Raw genomic sequence first — 23,753 nt, 5'->3', positions numbered from 1 at the left:
AGTTATCTGTGAGCGCGCTAAAATGGCGTGCTTTTGTTTTGGCTGGTCGTTTTATTTAACGCCCGGTCGGATCGTGACGCGTATGCGCGGCCGGCTGGCCCATTTTCTATTTTGAAGGTGCCCGCTTGACTGCAATTCCGCTTGTTGTTGACCTCGACGGTACGTTGATCCGCACGGACATGTTGCATGAGGCCGCATTGAAAGCGGTTCGTGAACACCCTTTGGACGCCTTGCGTATACCGATGTGGCTGGCTCGAGGCAAAGCGATACTGAAGCATCATCTAGCCCAGCGCGCGGATATGGATGCCAGCTTGCTGCCGTATAACAAGGAGCTAATAGACTGGCTGCGTGGCGAGCGCCAGGCGGGCCGCATGCTGGTGTTGTGCACCGCGTCTGACAAGGTGCAGGCCTGTGCGATCGCCGAGCATCTTGAACTGTTCGATATCGTCATGGCCAGCGACGGCGAAATAAATCTGGCGGGCACGAACAAGGCTGCTGCATTGCAGCGGCGTTTCGGCGAACGAGGCTTTGATTACGCCGGGAATTCATCTGCAGACCTGCACGTCTGGCAAGCGGCGCGTCGCGCCGTGGTGGTGGAAGCACCCAAAGGTTTGGCGCAGTTGGCATCTTCCCTCTGTGAAGTCGAGCGGGAGTTCAAGACGCCCGTGGCCGAACTGGCTGTCTGGCGCCGGGCGCTGCGCATTCACCAATGGCTGAAGAACATCCTGCTTTTCGTGCCCTTGTTCGCCTCTCATCATTTTTCCGATGTCGGTATCTGGCAGGCCTTGGCACTAGCGTTCCTATCGTTCAGTTTGTGCGCCTCCTCGGTCTATATCGCCAATGATCTGACGGACCTGGATAGCGATCGGCAACATCCGCGCAAGTCCAGGCGGCCGTTTGCTTCTGGTGCCTTGCCAGTGTGGAAAGGCGTGATAGCTGCGCCCTTGCTGTTGCTGCTCAGCTTGGCAATCGGAACATTCGTGGGCGGCCATTTCCTTGTTGCACTGAGCATCTATTTTTTCGTGACATGCGCCTATTCCTGGGGTTTGAAGCGTTTGATGCTGCTTGACTGTCTGACGCTGGCGGTTCTATATACGATGCGCATCGTTGCCGGAGCTGCGGCGTCCGATCTCGAGCTGTCGTTTTGGTTGTTAGCGTTTTCCGGTTTTCTGTTTCTTTCGCTGGCGTTCGTGAAGCGATACGCCGAATTGCAACTCCAACTTTTACGCGGCAAGAACAGGGCGCACGGGCGCGCCTACGTTACTACTGATGCACCGCTGATCCAGGTGCTAGGCGTGAATTCGGGTTTTGCCGCTGTCGTGGTGCTGGCGTTGTATTTCAACAATGAAAGTGTGCTGCGCCTCTACCATACGCCCGAGCTTGCCTGGGTAGGTGTGCCGGTCATGCTGTTCTGGATCAGTTGGGTATGGATACGTGCTCACCGCGGTGAAATGCACGATGACCCCGTGATTTTTGCAGTCAAGGACCGCGCGAGTCTTGTCGCCGGGGTTATTTTTGGTGCGGTGTTAATGGGAGCATCCGCTCCGTGGCCATGGTAGCGGTCTCCTCCTGGGGGCGGCTCACCAGTGACGATCACGAAGTCCTGGCGCTGTCCGAACTGCCGGATGTTCAGGCTCATATGCAAGCCTGTAGGCTGCCTGGCCTTGCTTATGGCATGGGACGCAGCTATGGCGACGTGTGCCTGAATCCTGGAGGTACGCTGTGGCGCACTTCCGGGCTGAATCGTTTCATCTCATTCGATAGCGACACCGGCCGATTGGTATGCGAGGCGGGTGTTCTGCTGCGGGACATTCAGCGGTTGGCCATTCCCCGCGGCTGGGCGCTTCCGGTCACACCTGGTACGCAGATCGTTACGGTCGGCGGTGCCATTGCCAACGATGTGCATGGCAAGAATCACCATGTCATGGGCTCCTTCGGCGACAACGTACTGTCCTTGCGGTTGATCCGGACAAACGGAGATGTGCTTGATTGTGGACCGCGTCAACAAGCGCCCTGGTTTGCCGCGACTGTCGGCGGATTGGGTCTGACTGGCGTAATTGTTCAGGCGGAGTTGCAGTTGCGTCGATGTCATGGGCCCTGGTTGTCGACGGAAACCTTGCCTTACGCCGGTGTGGATGAGTTCTGTGAGTTGGCCGATGCCTCCGAGGCCGACTGGGAATATACGGTCTCCTGGATCGACTGCATGTCGCCGAAAGGTCGGGGCGTTTTCATGCGCGCTAACCACGCTGATGCTGGGCAATTGCCGATGCCGGCTCGCGTTCCCCGAACTATGCCGATCGTGCCTCCCATGTCCCTGGTGAATCGCTTGTCTCTCAAACCCTTCAATTTCCTATATTTCCACATGAACCGGATGAAGGCGACCAGGGGACTTGATCATTACCAACCGTTTTTCTATCCCTTGGACAATCTGCTGGAATGGAATCGGATGTACGGTCCCAAGGGCTTTTTTCAATACCAGAGCGTGGTGCCACGAAATGTGGGCAAGGACGCCGTCAAGGAGATGCTCAATGTGATCTCTCGCTCTGGACAGGGATCCTTTCTGGCCGTGTTGAAGACCTTCGGCGATAGGCAGGCATCCGGCATGTTGAGTTTTCCGCAACCCGGCATAACGCTTGCTCTCGACTTTCCCAACCGTGGCAGCGCGACCCACCGGTTGTTGATGCGCCTGGACGAGGTCGTGCGGTCTGCAGGGGGGCGCATTTATCCGGCGAAAGACGCGCGTATGCCTCGCGAGCTGTTCGAAGTGGGTTACCCCCGCTTGCCAGAGTTCCTGGCCTATCGCGATCCGGGAATCAGTTCGGCGCTCTCGCGCCGCTTGATAGGAAGCTGAGAATGCATGGAAACCTGACGCGGGTCGTTGTCGTCGGCGCCACGTCCGCCATTGCCGAACACTGTGCGCGGCTGTGGGTAAAGGACGAAGCAATTGAACTGACGCTGGTGGGCCGTGATTTGGCCAAGACCGAGCGGGTGGCGGCCGACCTCAGAGTCCGCAGCCCGGGCTCGGAGATCATCGTTCGCCATTTTTCGGATTTCGCAGATCCTGAGGCCGTTGGCGCATTAGTGTCTGAATTGACCGCAACGCGCCCTGTGCATCGCGTGCTGATTGCGCATGGTTCGCTTCCCGATCAGCGTGCATGCGAATTGAATCCTACCGAAACCGTCAAAGCTCTGGAAATCAATGCGACGTCGCCGGTCTTATTTGCGGAAGCCTTCGCATTGACCATGGAGAAGGCTCAATTGGGTACGCTGGCCCTGATCGGCTCGGTTGCAGGTGACCGCGGCAGAAGGTCAAATTACGTTTACGGTGCTGCAAAAGGCCTGGTTACGCGGTACGCGCAGGGGCTGCAGCATCGCTTTGCGGCGAGCCCCGTGAAGGTCGTTCTGATCAAACCAGGCCCTACCGAGACGCCCATGACAGCATCAATGCGGCAGGCAGGCAAAGGCGGATCCATGGCCCGCGTCGAGGATGTGGCGGCCGTGATCGTCAAGGGCATGGCGCGCGGAGCGCCCGTTATCTATGCGCCCGGCAAATGGGCGCTGATCATGCTAGTTATCCGCCATTTGCCACGATTCGTGTTCAACAAGATGGATATCTGAGCGGCCATGTTCTACTCAGCATCATCGCGTGAGTCCCCCCTCCACTCCGACAACACAATAAGCATGCGTCTAGGCGAAAGATGCATCCTGGCGGCATTTTTCGTGGCGACAGCGTTCACAGTAGCCTTCGCCGTGGTGAGCGGGATACGCATGTATTCGCCTGTGCCTTACTGGGACATGTGGGACGGATACCTGGACTTCTACATGGCTGTCACTCAGGGAGATTGGTCGGCCTGGTGGATGCAGCACAACGAACACCGGATATTCTGGTCTAGGGTGTTGTTCTGGTTGGATATAAGTTGGTTTGGGGGGGCGGGCGTTTTCCTGGTGGTCATGAATTATGTGCTGGCAGGCCTTGCCGGCCTGGTTTTTTGCCGCGTGCTTGCGTGGTCGATGCCGGGTCCGGGCTTGCGGCTCTCCCGCTGGTGCATCAGTCTTTTCCTGATGGGGTGGGTGTTCTCCTGGTGCCAAAGCGAAAACTTCACCTGGGGGTTTCAAAGCCAGTTCTTTTTGGCACAACTGTTGCCACTGTGCGCGCTGACCGCCTTGTATCGCTCGGAAGAGCCCCAGGCTGTGCGAGGTACGTATGTGCTCGCCTGCCTGTTCGGTCTGGCTTCCATGGGGACGATGGTCAATGGTGTCATCGTCTTGCCTTTGATGGTGTTGTACGCGGTACTGTTGCGCATGTCCTTGTCACGGATTCTGGTATTGCTGGTCCTGACAGTTGGCGGCAGCTTGCTCTACTTTTATAACTATGTGTCGCCCAATTCTGCGAGCCACGATTCGATACTGGTCATTCTGCTCGCACATCCGATGGATATAGCACGCAATGTGCTGGCTTATCTCGGCAGCCCATTTTTCTATCTGATGCACAAGAGTAGCCACAAACTTCAGATCGCGATCGGCGCAGGGACGCTGCTGGTCGCGACATCTGTCATCTGGGGTATTGCCGCGGCCTGCCGCGCACGGCAAGCAGGCTTGCGGCTTGCGCTCTTAAGTTATTTGATATTCATTGGAGGTACTGCGCTTGCGACAGCCATTGGACGCCTGCAGTTCGGGCCCGAACAGATTCTTTCCAGCCGCTACAGCACGCCAGCCATCATGGCATGGGCGGCTTTCTTTGTTCTATTGACCGATAGTCTGAAAGCGCGAATCAAGGGGCGGGCGTTCGCATACTTATTACCGTTACTTGCGCTGCATGCCTACGTCGGGCTTGTTCAGGGACGAGATCTGTCCGGACCGCTTGTTGCCGAGTCGGAAAGAAAGCTGGCTGCGTTAGCGCTGGCCATGGGTGCCAAGGATGACAATAGGATTGGCCTCGTTTATCCGTTCATCGGGCATGTAGAAGGGATAGCCGCTCGCGCAGCGCAGGCCGAATTGTCAATCTTCGATTCACCCGCCTTGCGCGGAGTTCGCGCAAGGCTGGGTACGCCTGCCGAGGTGGGCACGGTGGGCGAGTGCCAAGCGCGGGTCGACTATGTGTTCGAACTTGCGGCAGGAGACTACGATCGGATAAGCGGGTGGGTACGCGGCACGGCGGTCGTTAACGGTCAGGGGGCTTGGTTGAGCGATAGCAATGGCAGGCGGATAGGGTACGCTCTGATTTCAAGTCCGCCGCTCTTGTTCCGACAAAGTGGCGATACTTTGCACCGTTTTGAAGGGTACCTCGCGAAAGCAGGAGCTGTGGGCCTCGAAGCCGTACAGGTGGTGGGAGCGGGTTGCACAGCAAGACTGACCTCGCCACTGCCTAGTCTGAAGGCTTCAACCGCGAACGCCTCCATGCCTGACGGACAGGACATTGGTATTAGCGCGGTCTTGGCCAATGGCGGTTGGACCGGATCCGACTACGAGAGGTCAAGCTTCAAGGGATTGCAGGTGATAGGCAGCAATGTTCAAGGAGACTCCGACACCGGTACGCTGCATTTGAAAGTCAAATCGGGCGAGTCGGTTCTATACCGTTCCGGTCCCTATGCGCGCTCGCAATTTCTTCTGATCGGAAAAGAAGCGACTGCGCCAGTGATGTTGCCCTCGACCGAGGGTTGGATCCGGCTCGAATTCGATCGCTTGGCTTGGCCTGCGCAAGAGTACGAAATCACGCTTACGGATGCGGGCACAGGCTTTGGCGAGTGGTCCGCTGTGGCACTGCGCCTGGATAGATAATTTAGAAACTATGAGCGAAAGTCAAAGAAAGATCCTTATCCCGGGCGGTGCCGGTTTGGTCGGCCAGAATATGGTAGCTCAGCTCAAGCGCAAGGGCTACACAAATATCGTCGTTCTGGACAAGCATCGAGCCAACTTGGAGGTGCTGCGCTCGTTTCACCCTGATTTGATCATCGAGTATGCGGATTTAGCGGAACGGGGAGAATGGGAAAAGCATGTGGAAGGGGCTGATACCGTCGTGATGCTACAGGCGCAGATCGGTGATCCGAACCTGGAGCCGTTCATCCGGAACAACATCACGTCGACCGAAATTCTGCTGGCGGCGATCAAGCGCTATGACGTCCCTTATACCGTCCACATCAGCTCGTCCGTCGTGGAATCGGTAGCCGACGATTTCTACACCAATACCAAGAAGGATCAGGAGCGTATCGTTCTGGAAAGCGGAATCAACTGCGTGGTGCTGCGGCCCACGTTGATGTTTGGCTGGTTCGATCGCAAGCATCTGGGATGGTTGTCGCGCTTCATGCAGCGCGTGCCGGTATTTCCGATTCCAGGGGACGGAAAATTCATGCGCCAGCCGCTATATGCCGGAGATTTCGCCAGCATCATCGTCAGTTGCATCGAGTCCCGCATCAATGGTCAGGTGTTCAACATTACCGGCCTGGAGAAAATCGACTACATCGATATCATCCGTGCGATCAAGGCCTCGACGGGCGCGAAGGCGAAGCTGCTGAAAATCCCGTACGGCTTGTTCTATCTGCTGCTGAAAACCTACGCACTGTTCGACAGCGACCCGCCGTTCACGGCGGCCCAGCTCAAGGCATTGGTGGCCCACGATGAATTTGAGGTTATCGACTGGCCCGCCTTATTCAATGTGACGCCTACCCCTTTCGCCAAGGCGATCGATGAGACGTTTCACGATCCTGTGTACAGCAAAGTGATTCTGGAGTTTTGACGATGGGGCAAAGGATTGCTGTTCTCGGCGCCGGGCCGATGGGTCTGGCGGTTGCATACCAGCTGGCGCTGGATGGCCATCAGCCGGTGATATTCGAAGCGGACGATCGAGTCGGCGGTATGACTGCGACGTTCGATTTCAATGGTCTGGACATCGAACGCTACTATCACTTCCACTGCACGTCGGACACCGCATTCCTCCAAGTGCTGCAGGAGCTGGGCTTGGCGGAAAAAATGCGCTGGGTAGAAACCAAAATGGGGTATTGGTATCAGGACAGATTGCAGCCATGGGGCAATCCTGTTGCGCTCTTGAAGTTCAAGGGGCTGAGCTTCATCGCCAAAGTGCGTTACGGCATCCATGCCTTTCTGTCTGTCAAGCGCAATGACTGGAAGCCCCTGGATCGCGTTGAAGCCACCGGATGGATTCGACGATGGGTCGGCAAGGAAGCCTACGAAGTCCTGTGGCGCAGGCTGTTTGATTACAAATTCTACGATTACACGGATAACTTGTCCGCCGCATGGATCTGGAGCCGCATTCGCCGCATTGGGCGATCGAGGTATAGCTTCTTCAAGGAGAAACTGGGCTACCTGGAAGGAGGTTCGTCTACCCTGCTACAAGGCTTGGCTGACGCCATTCGCAAACATGGCGGAGAGATACGCTTGAAGTCTCCGGTTAGCAAGGTGGTGATCGAGAGCGGTCAGGTGCGAGGTGTGGTAGCTGGCGGCGAAATGCATGCGTTCGACAAGGTCGTGAGCACGGTACCGTTGCCCTATGTCGCACGCCTGATGCCGGACTTGCCTCAACCTATTCTGGACAAGTTCAACAATAAGAAGAACATTGCCGTGGTGTGCGTCATCGTCAAGCTGAAGCAGGCTCTGACAGAGAACTTCTGGCTTAATATTAATGATCCGGAGATGGATATTCCCGGACTGGTGGAGTACTCCAATTTGCGGCCCTTGAGCGAGCACGTCGTGTATGTACCGTTTTACATGCCGGGCGAAAATCCCAAGTATGCTGAGCCGGATAAGGCATTTCTGGACAAGGTGAAACGGTATGTGCAGAAAATAAATCCGACTCTGTCGGACAGTGACTTCGTAGATATGCGGGCCAGTCGCTACCGCTATGCGCAGCCGATTTGCGAGCCGGGCTATCTGGATGATGTGCCGGATGCAAAACTGCCGGTTCAAGGGCTATGGGCAGCAGATACATCATATTATTACCCGGAAGATCGTGGTATTTCAGAAAGCATTGGCTATGGGAGAAATTTGGCTCGTAGAGTGCTGAAGCAATAACCATGAAAACATTCATGAATAGACAGTTCACAATGTTCGTCGTGACTGGTGGAGTCGCCGCAGCCGCAAATTTTGGGTCGCGAATTATTTACAATCGATGGGTAGATTTTTCTGTGGCAGTCATCCTTGCCTATATTACCGGGATGGTGGTTGCTTACTTGTTGGCGAAAGCATTCGTATTTAGAGAGAGTGTGCAGTCCACAAGCAAATCGGTATGGTATTTTATTCTCGTGAACACGTTCGCAGTGCTGCAAACTTGGTTGATTAGTATGGGATTGGCTGTATATATACTTCCTTTATTGGGGGTGAACCGCTACTCACATGATATTGCTCATGCCGCCGGTGTTGTGGCGCCAGTTTTCACCAGCTATCTCGGACACAAGCATTTTTCATTTCGCTAATTTATTACCGAGATAGACCGAAGATGGCCGTGTAATGCTTTTTTTCGGGTTACTCCTATTGTATACGTAGTCAGGTGAGCGAACTCAACCTGCCCCGCCTTCCGCCAGCAGGCCGATCACGTCGCGTCGTTTGTTTAGACCGTGTCAAATATTCTAAACAAGAATAGAGTTTCCGGCGCGCGTGGCGTTGTCGGATGCCATCAAAACATCGTATCGTTGAACGGTTAATCCGGATGTGCCGCGCGCCGGCGTCGTACCGCTGCGCAGTGACAATGGCAGACGCCCGGATCTCGAGTGCAGCATGCTTTAGATGCGGGCATAGCGCCTGACAGCCAGTTGATACATCTGGTCCAGTTGCTACTGGATCTCACTCAGTTCGCGAGCCTTTGCATCGAATGCCCCCCTGCATAATTTTATGGTCGTCCTGTACGTTCGCCAGCGACTGCTTCAAGGTTTCGAGCTCTTCGGTTAATGTGGCGATTTTGGTTTTGTATTCTTGTATCTCAGCGATGTGGTTGCTTAGCGTCTGTTGGTGATGGCGTGTATCGTCGGAAATTCGGGCTTCAAGCTGGGCTTGTTGTTCGATCAGCAGTTCATGGGCTCTGCGTTCTACTTCACGATCCTGCATGAGCACATTTAATGCCTGTTCCTGCTGCGCCATTGATTCTTTTAATGTTGTTGTTTCAGCCTGCGCAGCCAATGTAAGCCGCGCAAACTTTTCCGCCAACGCCTCTGTTTGTAACATGGCGATATTCCAGATTTTGAAAAAATCCGGACGATTTTGCTTTGATTCGGACAGTTTGCCGGCAGCTAGAGAGCGCGCGATATGTTTCCAATGCGCATCTAGTGCGCTGCGGGCTTGCTGGGCGATAATGCATGGCCTTCGAACGGTCAAGTGCGCGATGTAATCTTCAGGTAAGGGCTGATCGCCACTGTCATACAGGAAAACATTCTTCGACGCTTCAATGAACTCATATTTGGTCAGGCGGGTTCGGGAGTAGCGTAGTATGGGAAGTCCATAACACAGCGAGGTAATCGTTAAGTGCAGGCTGATCGCCACGGTGCCTGAGCTGGCAGCTATCAGCGCAGCTATATCTAGTGGAGTAGGCCAGAAATTCAGGCTTTTCGTCTCGGGGACGGCATCTGTAATAAGAGAAGGGTGTTCACCCAGGATCGGGCCGATAGTCAGGACAAGAATTTGTAGGCCTTGCGTGCCTGGGTGCGCGGCTAGCGCTTTTGCAATGCCAGCTAATTCCGATTTGGCCTGCACAACGATATACGGCCCGGTAATACCTGCTTGCTCTAGTAACGGAGCTGCGCGCATGCGGGCCTCGTCAAGCGAGAGTAGGTCAGGCAATCCGAACACCGTATCGGGAATAATCGAACATTGCCCAGAATATCCAATGCGGCGTATTTCCATAGCAGTTTGTTCATCGCGAACAGCCACATATTCACTCATGGATAATGCGGCACGCAGTAACGGTGCTCCCCATGCCGGTGTGTCCAGTGATGCGCTGGGTCCGTTCCAGAAAACGGGTATCCCCAAATTTGCAGCGGCGAGGCCTGGAGTGAGCCAATATCCCGTCGGGTGGTGAGTCTCACCATCAGATGGGTAATAACCTTTAGCCACCCCTTTGTCGAAGCGGATTAGATGTCCACCTCCAATCAACAAGCCGTCATGATTTGGTAATTCAACATTTAGCTTGCTGAGTGGTGTGACATCGTAGGGCCAGCTGTGGGAAACCTTCTCAAGATACGAATATCTGGTCAGGCGTATGCTACCCAGGCGTCGAGATAATTCGTACTCCGCAATAATCGGGAACATTAAGTCGCCGTAATTTTCGACGTCGAAAGTGCCAGATATCGCGATATTGTATGTAATAGGTATATTCATTTTAATTATGCGCGCGAGTTATGGCTGGGATGCGTGGCTTCATTTCAAGCGGAAATATACTTATGTTAGTAAGCATTTTAGTTCAAAAAAACGCCAACAGTGATTCTCGCTAAAATCTGGCAATTGGCATCGGCGATATACTGACAGCATTGACAACGGCGAAAGGCTACCGTCGGCGTGTAGACCAAGCGTCCTTTGCCGAGCGCAAGGGTCCCGTCAAACGCCACGACAGTGATGACCGAAGACGGCGAATTTCGTCTTGTAGGTCGGAGTTCTCGGCGGCCAGGGCATGGCGTGCCGCGTCGTAGCTGTGCTTCATATCCTGGAGGTGTCGACGGCCGTCCTCCGTTTCCGCTCGTTGTTGCTCGGCAATCGTTCGCCACGTTTGATGTAGATCTGCCTCCAACTGATGTTTGGCCCGCGCTTCAACCAAATTGGCATGAGCCTGTTCCAGCTCTGTCCTGAGCTGCCTTTCGGTTTCGGGAGTATGCGTCGATGAGGGGGAGGATGACACGGTAGTGCCAAGATGGACCAGTTCTTGAGTAGTTCTGAGGAGGCGGTTCCAGGCGAGATAAGACGAGGGAGTGGCGATTTGAGCGGTAGGGGGAAGCTGGCTGAACTGTGCCGCGAGCTTGTTCCAGTGGACATCCAGAATGCTGGTGGCGTTTCGCGCTCTGGCGCACAGGACGTAGGTCCCCAACCGGTCCAGGAAAGCGCTAGGCACGGGATCGTCCGGCGTGCCCGTCACGACTTCGTCCGCCGCGAATAGTCCCGCCACGTTTCGCGTGACGGGGGGCAGCAACACGGGCAGTCCATACGCGAGCGCGGTCGTGACCAAGCTTTCGTCGAGCGCGACAACGCCGGCGCTATGACCGATCAGGGTTGCTGTGTTCACAGGGTCAGGTGCAGGCATGGACGGACGGGCGGCGGGCTCAGCACCCGTCGTCACATCGAGCAATGACAGAAAGACGGACGTGATACCGCGCTGTGTCAAAGCGTGTTCCAGCGTGGCCCGCATGGGTTGGACAAGATCATGATCCTGAATCACGACATAGTCACCGTTGGCGTTGCCCGCCGGCAGCAGTTTCTGAATCGCCTCGGGTAGAGGGGCGCCCACGGTTCTGGCCGCAATCAGCTGGGGAATATCGAACAGTACGGACGGCACGATGGGAGAATCGCCGCAAAAGCCGGCGTTGCGGATAGCCGCGACTACATTTTCGTCACGCGCGGAAACATAGCGGCTTAGAGATAGCGCGAACGTCAGCAATGGACGCGCCCATTCGGGAATGTCGCGGATGGCGGCGCTGTTCCAACAGACGGGAAGGCCGGCGGTCGATGCCGCCAAGGCCGGCGCAAGCCAACTGCCCGCGGATTCATGAATGCCGCCTGCGGGAGGCGAACTACAGGATGGGGAGGATAGGTTCAGCGGTTCGAGATTGCCGATCAATACTCCTGTCAGTCCTGGCAAGTCGTGCTCGAATTCTTCGAAGGGGCGAACATCGTAAGGCCAACTGCTGGCGCTGCGGGCACCGGCCGAGTAACGCACCAGAGTAAGGTCTGCCAATCTTTTCCGTAGCGCGGCTTCAACGACAAGCGACGCGGCGGTGTCGCCATAGGATAGCCGGTCGAATGTGCCGCACAGGGCTAATTGAATGGGACGCATGGCTTGGCTCGCTTCATAGCCAGCGCCCCCGACTACCCGAATATTGGGAAGGTGTCTCTACCTGCCGACACCCAGCCTTGGACCTGGCTGTTATTGGTTGGCGTGTGGCCCAAAGTACGCGGCAGTTACCTCAGCCGCCGGGCCATCCATTTTTATCCTACCGTGCTCAAGCCAGATGACGCGGTTGCAGGTGTGACAAACTAGTTCACGGGAATGGCTGGCAATCACGAGGATATTGGTCGAGGCGACTAGCTCGGTCAGGCGTGTTTCAGCGCGCCCCTTAAAGCTCTCATCACCGACCGATAGCCATTCATCCATCAATAGGATCTCGGGTCGGATGACTGTGGATACTGCGAATGCCAAACGAAGATGCATCCCGGCGGAATAGGTGCGCACGGGCATGTCGATGAAATCGCCCAGTTCCGAGAAGCTGATTATTTCTTCGAGTTTGCTTTGAATCTGCGGTCGGGTCAGGCCCAATAGCGCACCGCGCAGGTAAATGTTCTCCCGGCCAGTGGCCTCGCCGTCGATGCCGAAACCGATATCAATCAGCGAACCGATCTCACCCTTGATCTGGGCATGGCCGCTGGAAGGCTCATAAACTCCGCTCAGCAGCCGCAGCAGGGTACTCTTGCCTGCGCCGTTATGGCCAAGCAACCCGACCCGGTCACCATCTTTGAAGGTAAAGGACAGATCATCAAGGGCGCGCACGTTCAGGCGCCCGGCGGCATCGGTGCCGATCTGGCCGCCTGTGGCGACCTGGAACAGCCGCTTCTTCAACGAGCGGGCGTTGGCGCTATATATAGGGAAATCGACACAGACCTTGTCGAAAACAATGGAAGCCATAGTTCGTGATACCTAACTTGTTGATTGGTTACAGCCAATACGCAATGCGGCGCCGATAACGCGCGAACAGCAGGATGGTCGCAATCCAGCCCACAACGGCGATACCAATGGTGACAAGCCAATTTTCCATTGACGGTAACTGCCCTAGTAACGGGCCACGAACGATTTCAAGAAAATGGAAGAAGGGGTTCAGGTCCAGCATATACGTGCCGGCACGTTGAGGCAGCAGGCTGGGAAGCCACATGATGGGGGTCAGGTAGAAAATTACCTGGAGCAGGCTTGAAATAATTTGCGGAATATCGCGAAAGCGAGTGCAGATAATGCCCAGAAAGATGCAGAGCCATATCAGATTCAACAGAACGAGCAATAAACCAGGAACCGCAAGAAACATATTCATGCTAGGTGCTTTGCCCACGGCAAGCATCACCAGCGGAAAGATAACGATGTTGTGCGCCAGGATGATCAGGTTGCGCCACAGCTGCCGGAATACGTGCACGGACAAGGGAATCGGCAGCTGCTTGATCACCGCTTCGGCGGCGATGAAGCTCGAACAGCCCTCGGTGATGACGGAAGATATGAACGTCCAAAGGATAAGCCCCGCGGCCAGGAAGGGAAGGAACTCTTCCATGGGCGATTTGAAGATCTGACCGAAGACCAGGCCGATCGTGCCGATCATCACCCCCATGCTGATGGTTAGCCAGAACGGACCCAGCGCGGAGCGGCGGTAGCGTTGGCGGACGTCTTGCCAACCGAGGGTGGCAATCAAGGTAGATCGGTGCAGAGCGGAGGAAAGATCGCCCAATGCCCCCGATATAGAAGTGTTAGCCATTTCTTGAACAAAAAGTAAGCGTTGTGTCCAGACGCTGGATCACCGCAGCTTAACGCAGCATGGTGACGAACTTACAAAGTTCCCGGCTCAGCCGAGTTCAATAAGGGACGGAAAACTAGTGGCATTCCGCGTTCGATGTCTTCGGGCTCGTGTACCGGGATCAGCGTATCAGGTAGCGGATAGCGGTCGCGCAATCCCACTTTGGCCCAGGCATATCCATTTGCTTCGACCGCATATAGAAACGCGCGTTCAATAGCGTGCGCCAGTGTGCCGTCGATCTGTCCGGCTTCATCGTCGAAGTCGCTGAATTGCAGATTCTGGTCCAGCAGTTTTGCCAGAGCGTCGGTGCGGCACCAGAACATGGACCCGGACGGACACTCGAGCATGACGTTCTCGTCGATTGTGATGTTCATGCGCGCCAGCAGGCTGCGGCAGATCGCGAAATTCGCGCCCCATCCCAGGATGTCCCGCAGGAAAAAAAAATGCTGGGGAAACACCATGCCTACCCGATCGCGAGCGAGCAGTTGGAAAATTGATTGCACGATCTCCGGCGAACCCAGCAAGTGTTCGTAGAGATAGTCGCGCCAGCCTTCGAGCGCGGCGCCCGCGTGGGGCGATTTTTTGGTGTGCAGGCTGAGTGCCAGCTCATAGCGATCGTAGACGTCACGAAAGCCCACCAGTTTCGGTGCGATGTCGCGCCCCCGGTTCTCGAAAACCCGGATTTCGACGCTGCCCTTGTCGTACCCGTCGAAGACTCGCTGGATTTCATCACGCTTTTGGTCGCTGGTTGTTGATATGTACACGTCCAGCTGACCGGGCACGTTTTCAAGGTAGCGCCGCACGTCGGGGCAGAGCTCGGGGTAAAAGGCATGCACAATGGCGCACGCACGCCGGCCATCGCGAGATGCGGGATGGTCGAAGGGCAATTCAAAGGCGTAATCGTCCTCGTCAGCAGGGCGATTCCAGGCATGACCTACAGGCGCTGGAGTAATGGCTGGCGAGGGCGTGGACAGCCGTGCCCGCACGCCCTGCCAACCTTCACTTCGCAGAACTCGCAGAAAGGTTCCAGCCGCGGCAGAAATGCCGCCTTGTTGCTTCACCAGTATCCGTGCGCGTTTCGCGGCACGAAGCAGTTTTTTCATTTCAGAGTCCCACGCAGTCTTCTTGTGCCAGCAGCCACTGCCAGGTTCGGTGTATTCCGGTCTCGAACGGGATTTTAGGCGCCCATCCCAGCTCTTCACGCGCCAGCCGCGTGTCCAGAATGCTCTTGGGAATATCGACACTGCGGCTGGGCGATACTTTGACGGCCAGCGATTTTCCCGATTCGGCTTCGATGGCTTCGATGATCTGCAACAAACTGCGGCCTTCTCCACTGCCGATATTGAAGATCCGCGAAGGGCCTTCATGGGTGGCGGACAGGCACAACGCCTCCACCACATCATCCACGTAGATGTAGTCGCGCACGCTAGTGCCGTCGCCCCATAGATGGATGGGATGGCCGGCGATGCATTGGCGCATGAATGCGGCGATGACTCCCTGATTCTTCAGTGCGATCTGATACGGGCCGAAGGGGTTGGCCACGCGAAGTACGCGGTACTCCAGTTCGTGCAGATATTCGAATAACCCCAAGTATTTCTCGATGGACAGCTTGGAGATGCCGTAGGCGGTAATAGGGGAGGTCGGTGCGGTCTCGGGCGTGGGCACCACCTCGGGTACGCCGTAGATCGTGCCGCCGGAGGAGACGAAAATAACGCGCTTGACGCCTTCTTCGCGGCACGCTTCCAATAGACGCAACGTACTGGCGACGTTGGCCTGAAGGTCCGCCAATTTATCGATGTTCGCGCTGGCTGGGGTGGTGGCGTTGACTAGATGGAATACCGTGTCGCGGCCGGAAATAGCAGATGCGATGCTGGTCGGATCGGCAAAATCTCCAGGCATCCATTCGATACCCTGCAACGCGCTGGGAAACGATTGACGGCGGCTAAATGCTCTCAAGGACGCCACCTGCGGAGCCAGCGCGCGGCACAGGTTGGTGCCGAGGAAGCCTCCAGCGCCGAGAACGACGCAGTGCATGTTCTGTAGTGAGCTCATTGTGTTCCCGAGGTTTGCTGAGCCGTGGCAGGGGAAGCGTTGGCAGCGGTGTCCAGGGAGCGTAGTGCGGCGCCCAGCTTGCGTCCTTCGACCTCCCAGTCGGTTCCGTGGGCTGTGGCCATTCCGGCCTGCCGCAGCTTTTCCGCGTCGGCGGGGTGCGTAAGCAGGTGGCAGATGGCATCGGCCAAGGCGGTCAGCGTAGGCGCTTCGAGTCTCGAGTTCTCATCCGTCAACAACCATTCGGTATACGGCGCGCGGTTGCTCACCACCGGCACACCGCAAGCCATTAGTTCCAGCGGCAGCAGCGACAGATTGGAGAAGGACAGCACCAACGCCACATCACATTGGCTATAGAGCTCGGGTAATTGATCCAGGTCCATGATCCCGTGGTCCTTATGTTCGAACGGGATCTCGAAATTGGACAGATCGGCGCCTGCAAAGGCGATCGTTGTGCCGGGCAGGCGACGCGCCACTTCGTCCAGCACCAACATTCCTAGTTCGAACGAGCGGCGAGGGGTATTGGGGCGTGCATAGAAGAAAACACGACGCCTCTCCGGATCTTTTCGCGGCAATGGGCGATACAGCTCACGATCATACGAAAAGCTCAATGCGTGAGTCGTCATTCCATACTGCTTGTTCAGCACCTCCGCCAGCCAGTTGCCCGCCGTGATGCCGACAAAACCAAAACGGTATGTCTCTTCGGCAAAGCTGGCGGCGGAACCGCTCGCGTAGAACCACGGTTCAAAGTCCTGAACGAAATAGCACTTGTGAATTGTGGACTGGAAATTCCGCACGTCATAGGCGGTCTGCCAGGCCGTTGCGATCGTGATATGAGCCGCGGGCGCATTCTTGCTGCCTACATACGCTCGTGCCTTGAGCGGAAAGAACCAGGTACGGATTTCGTTTTCAACGATATCGCCGGTCAGGCCGGGAAAGTCACCTGACACGATGATGCGGCATTCGAAGCCTTGCTGCTCGAGGAAACGGACGAAGCGGAAGATGTTCAGGTGGCCGCCCGAGCCACGGCCCACTGGGGGAATGAACCAGTTGACAGTCTGTGCATCCACGTCTCGCAGGCCAATGGGAGAACCAATTTTTTGTTCACGCACAAAGCCATAACCATTGACGATGTCGGTTTTGGCGAAGATCGGCTGCTTCAGCGCCATTTGTTTGACGAGCCGCAGCAGGGCAATCGGGCCGTTGTCCCTGCCATAACGGATTGCTGTACGGGCGCGGCGCGCAAAGGTGTGGATATTCATCGCTGTCTATTTTTTCCTTGAGGTGGGCAGACCTCGCAGCATGCGCCGGTCTCGGGACATCCAGTGGCGTACACGCGTTGGCAAGTGTTCCGCACGCGAGCCGAGGTAATGGCCGATCGATCGCATCAAATTGTGCACTGGCGTATTCAGCGTCAGCGAAAAGTGTGAGCGCCACATCCCGGTCGCACGTGCATACCGCCAGTCGTTGCGCGTTTGCGCCAGCCAGGAGAGCACCATGTGTTTGAGCCCGGGCGTGAGCACGTAGCCAAACAATCGGTACAACGCATAGGACTCGTCGAAACTGCGCTGCAGTTTTTCGATGTTCTCAAAGTCGTGTGAGTGATAGACGGCGCCGTCATGCGCGTACGCCTTCTTCCACCCAGCCTTGAGCGCTTCTTCTGCCCAGATCTGATCCTCGGCGAAGTCTACGTCGGGGTAGGGCAGTTTTTCCCATACACTGCGACGAATCAACGCATTGTTGTCCGAAAAGAAATGCAGGCGTTGCCGCAGCCCCGCATCATTGTCGTACTGTGTGCGATCATGAATCCACACCACGGGCTCGACCGTGAAATTGATGAAATGCTGTTCCAGATCGCGCTTGGTGTAGGGGCTGGCGTCGGGATACGCAAGGTGCCGGCCGAATACGCCCGCGATTTGCGGGTCCGCTTCTGCTGCCGTCACCATGGCTTGCAGCCAATGTTCGTCAGCGGGCAGCGCGTCGTGCGTGATGAGCACGGCAAACTCGCCGCTGGAGAGAGACACACCCAGATTGCGCGTCTTGCCATGGCCGAACTCCGTCGGTGCGATTTCATGCAGACGCACTCGCTTGTCCGGGTAGCTGCGCACATATTCGACGGTTCCATCCTTCGAACCAGAGTCGATGACAAGCACGTCAAATGGAAATGCCGTCTTTTGCGCGCACACCATAGGCAACACGCGGCGAAAGATCTCACCGGGGTTTTTGGTCGGAATGATTACCGCGGCTTTTACGGCATCCGTCGAATTCAAGGAATTCATTCGTTCTCGGGACCTTACGGGTAGACGTTCGCTTCGGACAACGGCTGGCCCTGTTTGTCTTTGGCTGACAATTGAGGGGTGCCCTGGATTCGCCAATCGATGGCCAGCGTGGGGTCATTCCAGATAATGCAACGTTCGTGCTCCGGCGCGTAATAGTCGGTCGTCTTATACAGAAACTCGGCGGTGTCGCTAAGTACGACGAAACCGTGTCCGAAGCCAGGCGGGACCCACAGTTGATGCTTGTTCTCGGCGCTGAGTTCGGCACCGACCCATTGACCAAAGGTGGGTGACGATTGGCGCAGATCTACTGCGACGTCAAACACAGTGCCTTGTGTGACGCGTACCAGCTTGCCTTGCGCCTGCTGGATCTGATAATGGATGCCACGCAGTACGCCACGCACCGACTTGGAATGGTTGTCCTGGACGAACGTGACTTCGTGTCCGATCGCTTGCGTAAACACCTTGCTATTGAAGCTTTCGAAGAAAAATCCCCGATCGTCGCCGAACACCTTTGGCTCGAACAACACGACCTCGGGGATGGCTAGCGGCGTGGCTTTCATCAATACACCTTTTCAGTCAAAAGACGTTGTAGGTACTTGCCGTAGTTATTCTTGGCCAGAGGCGCGGCCAGGGCCTGGAGCTGATCGCCCGAAATCCATTGCTGGCGGTAGGCGATCTCTTCGGGACATGCGACCTTCAAGCCTTGGCGGTTCTCCAGCGTGGAGATGAACTGACTGGCCTCGAGCAGAGACTCGTGCGTGCCGGTATCCAGCCACGCATAGCCGCGGCCCATGATTTCGACAGACAGATTGCCCTGTTCGAGATAGGCGCGGTTGACGTCGGTGATTTCCAGTTCGCCGCGGGGCGAGGGTTTGATCTGTTTGGCAATGTCCACGACCTGCTGGTCGTAGAAATACAGGCCCGTTACGGCGTAGTTGGATTTCGGTTCGGTCGGCTTTTCTTCCAGCGATAGCACCTTGCCGTTGGCATCGAATTCGGCAACGCCATAACGTTCCGGATCGTGCACGTGGTAGGCGAATACGCTGGCGCCGGTGGTTCGCTTGTTGGCATTGCTCAGCAGGCTGGCGAAATCATGTCCGTAGTAGATGTTGTCGCCCAGAACCAGTGCCGAGGGTGAATTGCCCACGAACGATTCTCCAATGATGAACGCCTGTGCCAGACCGTCCGGCGACGGCTGGATCGCGTACTGCAGATTGAGGCCCCATTGTTCGCCCGTGCCCAGCAACTGCTGGAAGCGTGGGGTGTCCTGCGGAGTGGAGATGATCAGGATGTCCTGAATGCCGGCCAGCATGAGCGTGCTGAGCGGGTAATAGATCATGGGCTTGTCGAAGACAGGCAGCAATTGCTTGCTGATCGCCAACGTCGCTGGATGCAGCCGGGTGCCGGAGCCTCCGGCGAGAATAATGCCTTTGCGTTTCATGCGGAATGCTCCAAGGTAGTCAATTGATCCACGGTGCGGTTCACGTGGACGGTCCAGTCGGGAAACTGGAGCAACAGTGCGTCGCTAAGCGCGGCTGTGTCCAGGCGGGAGTTTTTCGGACGGGGGGCGGGCAGCGGATACGCTTCCGTGGGAATTGGCGAGATACGTTCTACCGCGGCTTTCAGGACCACCCCGTTTGCAGCGGCGCGGGCCACGATGTGGCAGGCCAGGCCATGCCAGGTAGTGTGGCCGGCAGCAGTCAGGTGATAGATGCCGCTCTTGCACAACCCTTGCCGATGACCGGCAATGGCCAGAGCGGTGACGTCCGCGATCAACTCGGCGGAGGTGGGGGCGCCGTGCTGGTCGGCGACGATGTTCAGCGCTTCGCGCTCCTTCGCCAGGCGCAGAATCGTTTTCACGAAATTGCTGCCGTGTGCGGAGAAGACCCAGCTGGTGCGAAACACCAGGAATCGGCAGCCGCTGGCCACGATCGCTTCCTCGCCCTGGCGCTTGGTCGCGCCATAGACGCTCAACGGATGGGTGGCGTCAGCGGGTTCATAGGGCGAAGCCTTGAAGCCGTCGAAGACGTAGTCCGTGGAATAGTGGACTAACAGGGCGTCGTGCGCCTTCGCATAATCGGCAATGACGGCCACCGACTCGGCATTGACGGCCTGAGCGGCTTCGCGATTGGTTTCAGCTTTGTCGACGGCGGTATAGGCAGCCGCATTCACGATCACGTCAGGCGAATGTGTTTCCAGCACCGTGCGCAACATTGCGGGCTTTTCAAGGTCTGCTGTGCTGCGATCCAGCGCTATCAGCGTACCCAGCGCAAGTAAGGTACGCTGCAGTTCGGTGCCGACCTGTCCGTTTTTGCCAAGAAGAAGGATTTTCATGATCGCCTTATATTCGATTAAATATCGCTGCTATCAACAGGCCGAGATTGCCTAGGCGGGTCTGTCGATAAATTCCGCTGCGCCATATTCCAAAAATTCTGGGGATGATGCTCCGTTGGCGTGCTGACGTAAATCGATTGAATAGGGAAAGATTGTCAGGCGATAAGCGCGGAAGAATCGGCTGCATCGCGATAATGTGCTGATCGATCCAGGTTTTCAAATGGCCTTGAAATAATTTGCTGATACGCGCCAGCCGCGCGCCGATACCGGCATTGGCGCCGATGAGATTTTCCGCGTGCTGCCGATAACGCAATGATGGCGTCGGATCGTAAAAAACCTTGCCACCGCAGGCGCTTACCACGACATAGACCCACCAGTCGTGAGCCACCACTTGTACGTCAGCGCCTGCAGCTTTCAACAAGTGGCGGGCAGCGTCGTTGAAAACCATCGTATTACCACCGGCGACGTTTTGCACCATGGCATTGGCAAACGACGGGGGGCGTGTGAACAGGGGGGAATATCCGATTTTGCCGCCATTGTCGTCGACGAGTTCGGTACGGGTGCAATACAGCGCAGGAACGCCCTGCGGCACCGTCTCCAACCATCGGACGGCGCGTTCGAGCTTATCGGCATGCCAGATATCATCCTGATCGGACATTGCGTAGTAGTCAGCAGCCACCTCATCACGGCATACCAGGGACATGAAATTGGCGGCGAAGCCTTTGCGTGGTCCCGGGAAAATCGCCAAGCGGTCCGCACCCCATGCTTGCTGATGGGATTGCAACAGCTCGAGGGTGTTGTCACTGGAGCCGTCATCCGAGGCCCAGACCTTCCATTGGGTATGCGATTGCGCGTGGAACGACGCGAGTTGTTCCGCAAGGTACCGTCCGCCTTGATACGTGCAGAGCAGAATGGCGACGTTGTTGCTCATCGAGCCATCCAGGAAAGAACTTGGCGAGGAGGGAAGGCAATCGATCGACGCACTGCGGGGTAGTACTGGCGTTGCATTGGAATAGCGTTTTTGACCGCGAGGGGCTCACGCCCCAGGTAGAGCGCGAGTCGTTCTCGCATTCAGGCGTCGTACTGGGTATTGACCCAATCCCGATATGCGCCGCTGGTGATGTTGGCGACCCATTCCTGGTTCGCGAGATACCACTCGACGGTCTTACGTATGCCGGTTTCGAAGGTTTCAGCGGGCTTCCAGCCCAGCTCCCGTTCCAGACGAGAGGCGTCGATGGCGTAGCGCTGATCGTGACCCGGCCGGTCCTTCACAAACGTTATCTGGTTCTTGTATGGTTGGCCATCGGCCCGGGGGCTGAGTTCGTCCAGCAAAGCGCAGAGGGTGTGCACCACATCCAGGTTCGCCTTTTCGTTCCAACCGCCCACGTTGTATGTTTCGCCCAGTTGTCCATCGGCAAGCACGCGGCGAATCGCAGAGCAGTGGTCCTTCACATACAGCCAGTCGCGGATTTGCTGCCCGTCGCCATAGATCGGCAACGGTTTGCCCGCCAATGCGTTGTGGATGACTAGCGGAATCAGCTTCTCGGGAAAGTGATAGGGGCCGTAGTTGTTCGAGCAGTTGGTGGTCAGCACCGGCAAGCCATAGGTGTGGTGATAGGCGCGCACCAAGTGGTCGCTGGCGGCCTTGCTGGCCGAATACGGGCTATTAGGCTCGTAGCGGTTGGTTTCGCTGAAGGCCGGATCGTCTTTTTCCAGAGAGCCGTAAACTTCATCGGTGGACACATGCAGAAAGCGGAATGCGGCGCGTTCATCTTCAGGCAGGCCATTCCAATACGCCCGCACGGCTTCCAGCAAGTGGAAGGTGCCCACGATGTTGGTCTGGATGAATTCGCCGGGGCCGTGGATCGAGCGATCCACATGAGATTCGGCGGCGAAATTGAGAACTGCACGGGGTTTGTGTTCTGCAAGAAGGCGGCTTACCAGTTCAAAGTCGCCGATGTCGCCTTGCACCAGCTTGTGAGCGGCGTTGTCTTTGAGCGAAGCAAGGTTTTCGGGATTGCCCGCATAGGTGAGCTTGTCCAACGTCACGACGGGTTCATTGCTTTGCTGGAACCAGTCGAGAACGAAATTGGAGCCGATGAAACCTGCTCCGCCGGTAACAATAATACTCATTCTTATATAGTCCTTGAGCGTGGAGCGTGCACGCAAACGCGCTGATTAACTCACAATTATGCCGCAAGTGCCTTCGCACAACCTAGCAAATGAAACAGACTGTGCGGCAAATTGAAAACGTTACAAAACCTGCCTCCTTGAATTATTGCCGCACTGTCTAGCATTTAATCTCAGGAGTTACGTGGCCTTACGTGCATTGGGGCTAGCCCAGAACACATCATCGGTTCTCTGTGCGCGGTTGATGCAACGCGCCAGTACGAACATCAAATCCGACAAGCGGTTCAGATACTGTCTGACCGGCGGGTTGACCGGTTCGGTCCTGGCCAGCGCCACGACCGCGCGTTCCGCGCGTCGGCAGATGGTACGCACGATGTGCGCCTGCGCAGCGCCGCGCGAGCCGCCGGGCAGGATGAATTCGCGCAGCGGTGGCAAATTGCCATTGTAGTGGACAAGGCGCGCGTCGAGCCGGGCGACTTGCGCGTCGGTTAGTGCGGTGTGGCCGGGAATGCAGAGTTCTGCGCCCATATCGAACAAATCGTGTTGGACGGCGGACAGGTCCGCCGCCACTTCGTTGGGTAGTGATTCGGTCAGCAGCAGACCGATAGCACTGTTCAGCTCGTCCACGTCGCCCAGCGCGGCGATACGGGGCGCATCTTTGGGTGTGCGCGTACCGTCTCCCAGGCCGGTAGAGCCGTCGTCGCCGGTGCGGGTGGCAATCACTGATAGGCGGTTGGCCATGGCTTTCCTGTAAGAGTGACGAATGGTGTGAACTTCGTATCTATCCAGGGCTGAACGAGCCCCGGATGGTGTAGGAGCAATCAATGGTCAGAATTGTTGCGTTCCTGCGGGATGACCGTCGCAAAAGGGGCGTTATCCTAGCATTGCGAACCGTTCGGAAGGCCCAAGCTGCTGTCGCCCGGGTTCGCCGTAATTGGAGGATATCTGCATGGCTTTTGACCGCAAGTACGCAACCCCGCTGACCGTGGCCGCTTCGATCGCCATCGTGGCGGCAGCCACGCCGCTGGCATTCGCCCAGCAGGCCGACGCCAGCGGCGAAGTGCGGCGCGTGGACCCGGCCGCGGGCAAGGTCACCATCAAGCACGACGCCATCAAGGAACTGGACCTGCCCGCGATGACGCTGGTCTACGAGGCCGATCCGGCGCTGCTGGCCAAGATCAAGGCGGGCGACAAGGTGCGTTTCACCGCCACGCGCCAGGGCGGCAAGTACGTCGTCACGGCGATCACCAACTAGTATCCATGT

Annotated in this window: 22 protein-coding genes; 8 read left to right on the top strand and 14 right to left on the bottom strand. The window is 56.7% G+C overall.

The features are described from left to right. The first annotated feature begins 125 nt into the window (after positions 1 to 125). From AC1IQ6_RS26530 to AC1IQ6_RS26500, 7 genes are all read left to right on the top strand, one after another. The gene (locus AC1IQ6_RS26530) at positions 126 to 1,559 is read left to right on the top strand and encodes a UbiA family prenyltransferase (RefSeq protein WP_485865554.1); all 1,434 of its coding nucleotides are present in this window, start codon (positions 126 to 128) and stop codon (positions 1,557 to 1,559) included. After that, positions 1,553 to 2,851, top strand: a complete 1,299-nt coding sequence (locus AC1IQ6_RS26525) for an FAD-binding oxidoreductase (RefSeq protein ID WP_485866602.1) — start codon at positions 1,553 to 1,555, stop codon at positions 2,849 to 2,851. Before AC1IQ6_RS26530 ends, AC1IQ6_RS26525 begins: the two co-directional genes overlap by 7 nt. A 2-nt stretch (positions 2,852 to 2,853) precedes the next feature. After that, positions 2,854 to 3,618 carry an SDR family NAD(P)-dependent oxidoreductase gene (locus AC1IQ6_RS26520; protein ID WP_485865553.1) on the top strand — a complete coding sequence of 255 codons (765 nt, stop codon included), beginning with the start codon at positions 2,854 to 2,856 and terminating at the stop codon, positions 3,616 to 3,618. A gap of 63 nt (positions 3,619 to 3,681) precedes the next feature. Then, on the top strand, positions 3,682 to 5,778 hold the full coding sequence (locus AC1IQ6_RS26515; RefSeq protein WP_485865552.1) for a hypothetical protein: 2,097 nt from the start codon (positions 3,682 to 3,684) through the stop codon (positions 5,776 to 5,778). A 10-nt stretch (positions 5,779 to 5,788) separates the two neighbouring features. Next, positions 5,789 to 6,733, top strand: coding sequence for an NAD-dependent epimerase/dehydratase family protein (locus AC1IQ6_RS26510; protein ID WP_485865551.1), 945 nt, complete (start codon positions 5,789 to 5,791; stop codon positions 6,731 to 6,733). Between the two features lie 2 nt (positions 6,734 to 6,735). Beyond that, positions 6,736 to 8,025 (top strand): NAD(P)/FAD-dependent oxidoreductase, encoded by a 1,290-nt coding sequence (locus tag AC1IQ6_RS26505; protein ID WP_485865550.1) that lies wholly within the window; start codon positions 6,736 to 6,738, stop codon positions 8,023 to 8,025. 2 nt (positions 8,026 to 8,027) lie between these two features. Next, on the top strand, positions 8,028 to 8,426 hold the full coding sequence (locus tag AC1IQ6_RS26500) for a GtrA family protein (protein ID WP_485865549.1): 399 nt from the start codon (positions 8,028 to 8,030) through the stop codon (positions 8,424 to 8,426). A gap of 367 nt (positions 8,427 to 8,793) precedes the next feature. Here the strand turns inward: AC1IQ6_RS26500 and AC1IQ6_RS26495 are convergent, their stop codons facing one another. The 14 genes from AC1IQ6_RS26495 to AC1IQ6_RS26430 all read right to left on the bottom strand — a co-directional run bounded on the left by AC1IQ6_RS26495 (position 8,794) and on the right by AC1IQ6_RS26430 (position 23,230). Beyond that, positions 8,794 to 10,320 (bottom strand): polysaccharide pyruvyl transferase family protein, encoded by a 1,527-nt coding sequence (locus tag AC1IQ6_RS26495; RefSeq protein WP_485865548.1) that lies wholly within the window; start codon positions 10,318 to 10,320, stop codon positions 8,794 to 8,796. 166 nt (positions 10,321 to 10,486) lie between these two features. Then, positions 10,487 to 11,983 carry a hypothetical protein gene (locus tag AC1IQ6_RS26490; RefSeq protein WP_485865547.1) on the bottom strand — a complete coding sequence of 499 codons (1,497 nt, stop codon included), beginning with the start codon at positions 11,981 to 11,983 and terminating at the stop codon, positions 10,487 to 10,489. A gap of 90 nt (positions 11,984 to 12,073) precedes the next feature. Next, entirely contained in the window at positions 12,074 to 12,829 is a 756-nt protein-coding gene (locus tag AC1IQ6_RS26485; protein ID WP_485865546.1) for an ABC transporter ATP-binding protein, read from the bottom strand. Positions 12,830 to 12,857: 28 nt separating this feature from the next. Then, the gene (locus AC1IQ6_RS26480) at positions 12,858 to 13,595 is read right to left on the bottom strand and encodes an ABC transporter permease (RefSeq protein ID WP_485865545.1); all 738 of its coding nucleotides are present in this window, start codon (positions 13,593 to 13,595) and stop codon (positions 12,858 to 12,860) included. Positions 13,596 to 13,729: 134 nt separating this feature from the next. Continuing rightward, entirely contained in the window at positions 13,730 to 14,800 is a 1,071-nt protein-coding gene (locus AC1IQ6_RS26475; protein WP_485865544.1) for a rhamnan synthesis F family protein, read from the bottom strand. 1 nt (position 14,801) lies between these two features. Then, positions 14,802 to 15,749, bottom strand: a complete 948-nt coding sequence (locus AC1IQ6_RS26470) for an NAD-dependent epimerase/dehydratase family protein (protein ID WP_485865543.1) — start codon at positions 15,747 to 15,749, stop codon at positions 14,802 to 14,804. After that, the gene (locus tag AC1IQ6_RS26465) at positions 15,746 to 17,008 is read right to left on the bottom strand and encodes a glycosyltransferase family 4 protein (protein ID WP_485865542.1); all 1,263 of its coding nucleotides are present in this window, start codon (positions 17,006 to 17,008) and stop codon (positions 15,746 to 15,748) included. Before AC1IQ6_RS26465 ends, AC1IQ6_RS26470 begins: the two co-directional genes overlap by 4 nt. A gap of 6 nt (positions 17,009 to 17,014) precedes the next feature. Next, positions 17,015 to 18,025, bottom strand: a complete 1,011-nt coding sequence (locus tag AC1IQ6_RS26460; protein WP_485865541.1) for a glycosyltransferase family 2 protein — start codon at positions 18,023 to 18,025, stop codon at positions 17,015 to 17,017. Positions 18,026 to 18,039: 14 nt separating this feature from the next. Further along, positions 18,040 to 18,585, bottom strand: coding sequence for a dTDP-4-dehydrorhamnose 3,5-epimerase (rfbC, locus tag AC1IQ6_RS26455; RefSeq protein WP_485865540.1), 546 nt, complete (start codon positions 18,583 to 18,585; stop codon positions 18,040 to 18,042). After that, positions 18,585 to 19,466, bottom strand: coding sequence for a glucose-1-phosphate thymidylyltransferase RfbA (rfbA, locus tag AC1IQ6_RS26450; protein WP_485865539.1), 882 nt, complete (start codon positions 19,464 to 19,466; stop codon positions 18,585 to 18,587). The genes rfbC and rfbA overlap by 1 nt, the downstream gene beginning before the upstream one ends. After that, on the bottom strand, positions 19,463 to 20,359 hold the full coding sequence (rfbD, locus tag AC1IQ6_RS26445) for a dTDP-4-dehydrorhamnose reductase (RefSeq protein WP_485865538.1): 897 nt from the start codon (positions 20,357 to 20,359) through the stop codon (positions 19,463 to 19,465). The genes rfbA and rfbD overlap by 4 nt, the downstream gene beginning before the upstream one ends. A 7-nt stretch (positions 20,360 to 20,366) precedes the next feature. After that, positions 20,367 to 21,290: a glycosyltransferase family 2 protein gene (locus tag AC1IQ6_RS26440; RefSeq protein WP_485865537.1), complete on the bottom strand. Its 924-nt coding sequence runs from the start codon at positions 21,288 to 21,290 to the stop codon at positions 20,367 to 20,369. 140 nt (positions 21,291 to 21,430) lie between these two features. Beyond that, positions 21,431 to 22,492 (bottom strand): dTDP-glucose 4,6-dehydratase, encoded by a 1,062-nt coding sequence (gene rfbB, locus AC1IQ6_RS26435; protein ID WP_485865536.1) that lies wholly within the window; start codon positions 22,490 to 22,492, stop codon positions 21,431 to 21,433. A gap of 177 nt (positions 22,493 to 22,669) precedes the next feature. Next, positions 22,670 to 23,230: a cob(I)yrinic acid a,c-diamide adenosyltransferase gene (locus AC1IQ6_RS26430; RefSeq protein WP_485865535.1), complete on the bottom strand. Its 561-nt coding sequence runs from the start codon at positions 23,228 to 23,230 to the stop codon at positions 22,670 to 22,672. Positions 23,231 to 23,438: 208 nt separating this feature from the next. Here AC1IQ6_RS26430 and AC1IQ6_RS26425 point away from each other — a divergent pair, with 208 nt between their 5' ends. After that, entirely contained in the window at positions 23,439 to 23,744 is a 306-nt protein-coding gene (locus tag AC1IQ6_RS26425; RefSeq protein ID WP_485865534.1) for a copper-binding protein, read from the top strand. Positions 23,745 to 23,753 lie beyond the last annotated feature (9 nt).

It is taken from the genome of Achromobacter sp. MUI-25009338, from assembly GCF_057359325.1.
Note: the sequence above shows the minus strand (reverse complement) of the source record. Positions and strands in the feature narration are given on the sequence as shown.

Bases quoted from the DNA above. Each gene is read 5' to 3' on its own strand.
- AC1IQ6_RS26525 (WP_485866602.1), top strand. From the start codon at position 1,553: ATGGTAGCGGTCTCCTCCTGGGGGCGGCTCACCAGTGACGATCACGAA.
- AC1IQ6_RS26520 (WP_485865553.1), top strand. From the start codon at position 2,854: ATGCATGGAAACCTGACGCGGGTCGTTGTCGTCGGCGCCACGTCCGCC.
- AC1IQ6_RS26515 (WP_485865552.1), top strand. From the start codon at position 3,682: ATGCGTCTAGGCGAAAGATGCATCCTGGCGGCATTTTTCGTGGCGACA.
- AC1IQ6_RS26510 (WP_485865551.1), top strand. From the start codon at position 5,789: ATGAGCGAAAGTCAAAGAAAGATCCTTATCCCGGGCGGTGCCGGTTTG.
- AC1IQ6_RS26505 (WP_485865550.1), top strand. From the start codon at position 6,736: ATGGGGCAAAGGATTGCTGTTCTCGGCGCCGGGCCGATGGGTCTGGCG.
- AC1IQ6_RS26500 (WP_485865549.1), top strand. From the start codon at position 8,028: ATGAAAACATTCATGAATAGACAGTTCACAATGTTCGTCGTGACTGGT.
- AC1IQ6_RS26495 (WP_485865548.1), bottom strand. From the start codon at position 10,320: ATGAATATACCTATTACATACAATATCGCGATATCTGGCACTTTCGAC.
- AC1IQ6_RS26490 (WP_485865547.1), bottom strand. From the start codon at position 11,983: ATGCGTCCCATTCAATTAGCCCTGTGCGGCACATTCGACCGGCTATCC.
- AC1IQ6_RS26485 (WP_485865546.1), bottom strand. From the start codon at position 12,829: ATGGCTTCCATTGTTTTCGACAAGGTCTGTGTCGATTTCCCTATATAT.
- AC1IQ6_RS26475 (WP_485865544.1), bottom strand. From the start codon at position 14,800: ATGAAAAAACTGCTTCGTGCCGCGAAACGCGCACGGATACTGGTGAAG.
- AC1IQ6_RS26470 (WP_485865543.1), bottom strand. From the start codon at position 15,749: ATGAGCTCACTACAGAACATGCACTGCGTCGTTCTCGGCGCTGGAGGC.
- AC1IQ6_RS26465 (WP_485865542.1), bottom strand. From the start codon at position 17,008: ATGAATATCCACACCTTTGCGCGCCGCGCCCGTACAGCAATCCGTTAT.
- AC1IQ6_RS26460 (WP_485865541.1), bottom strand. From the start codon at position 18,025: ATGAATTCCTTGAATTCGACGGATGCCGTAAAAGCCGCGGTAATCATT.
- rfbC (WP_485865540.1), bottom strand. From the start codon at position 18,585: ATGAAAGCCACGCCGCTAGCCATCCCCGAGGTCGTGTTGTTCGAGCCA.
- rfbA (WP_485865539.1), bottom strand. From the start codon at position 19,466: ATGAAACGCAAAGGCATTATTCTCGCCGGAGGCTCCGGCACCCGGCTG.
- rfbD (WP_485865538.1), bottom strand. From the start codon at position 20,359: ATGAAAATCCTTCTTCTTGGCAAAAACGGACAGGTCGGCACCGAACTG.
- AC1IQ6_RS26440 (WP_485865537.1), bottom strand. From the start codon at position 21,290: ATGAGCAACAACGTCGCCATTCTGCTCTGCACGTATCAAGGCGGACGG.
- rfbB (WP_485865536.1), bottom strand. From the start codon at position 22,492: ATGAGTATTATTGTTACCGGCGGAGCAGGTTTCATCGGCTCCAATTTC.
- AC1IQ6_RS26430 (WP_485865535.1), bottom strand. From the start codon at position 23,230: ATGGCCAACCGCCTATCAGTGATTGCCACCCGCACCGGCGACGACGGC.
- AC1IQ6_RS26425 (WP_485865534.1), top strand. From the start codon at position 23,439: ATGGCTTTTGACCGCAAGTACGCAACCCCGCTGACCGTGGCCGCTTCG.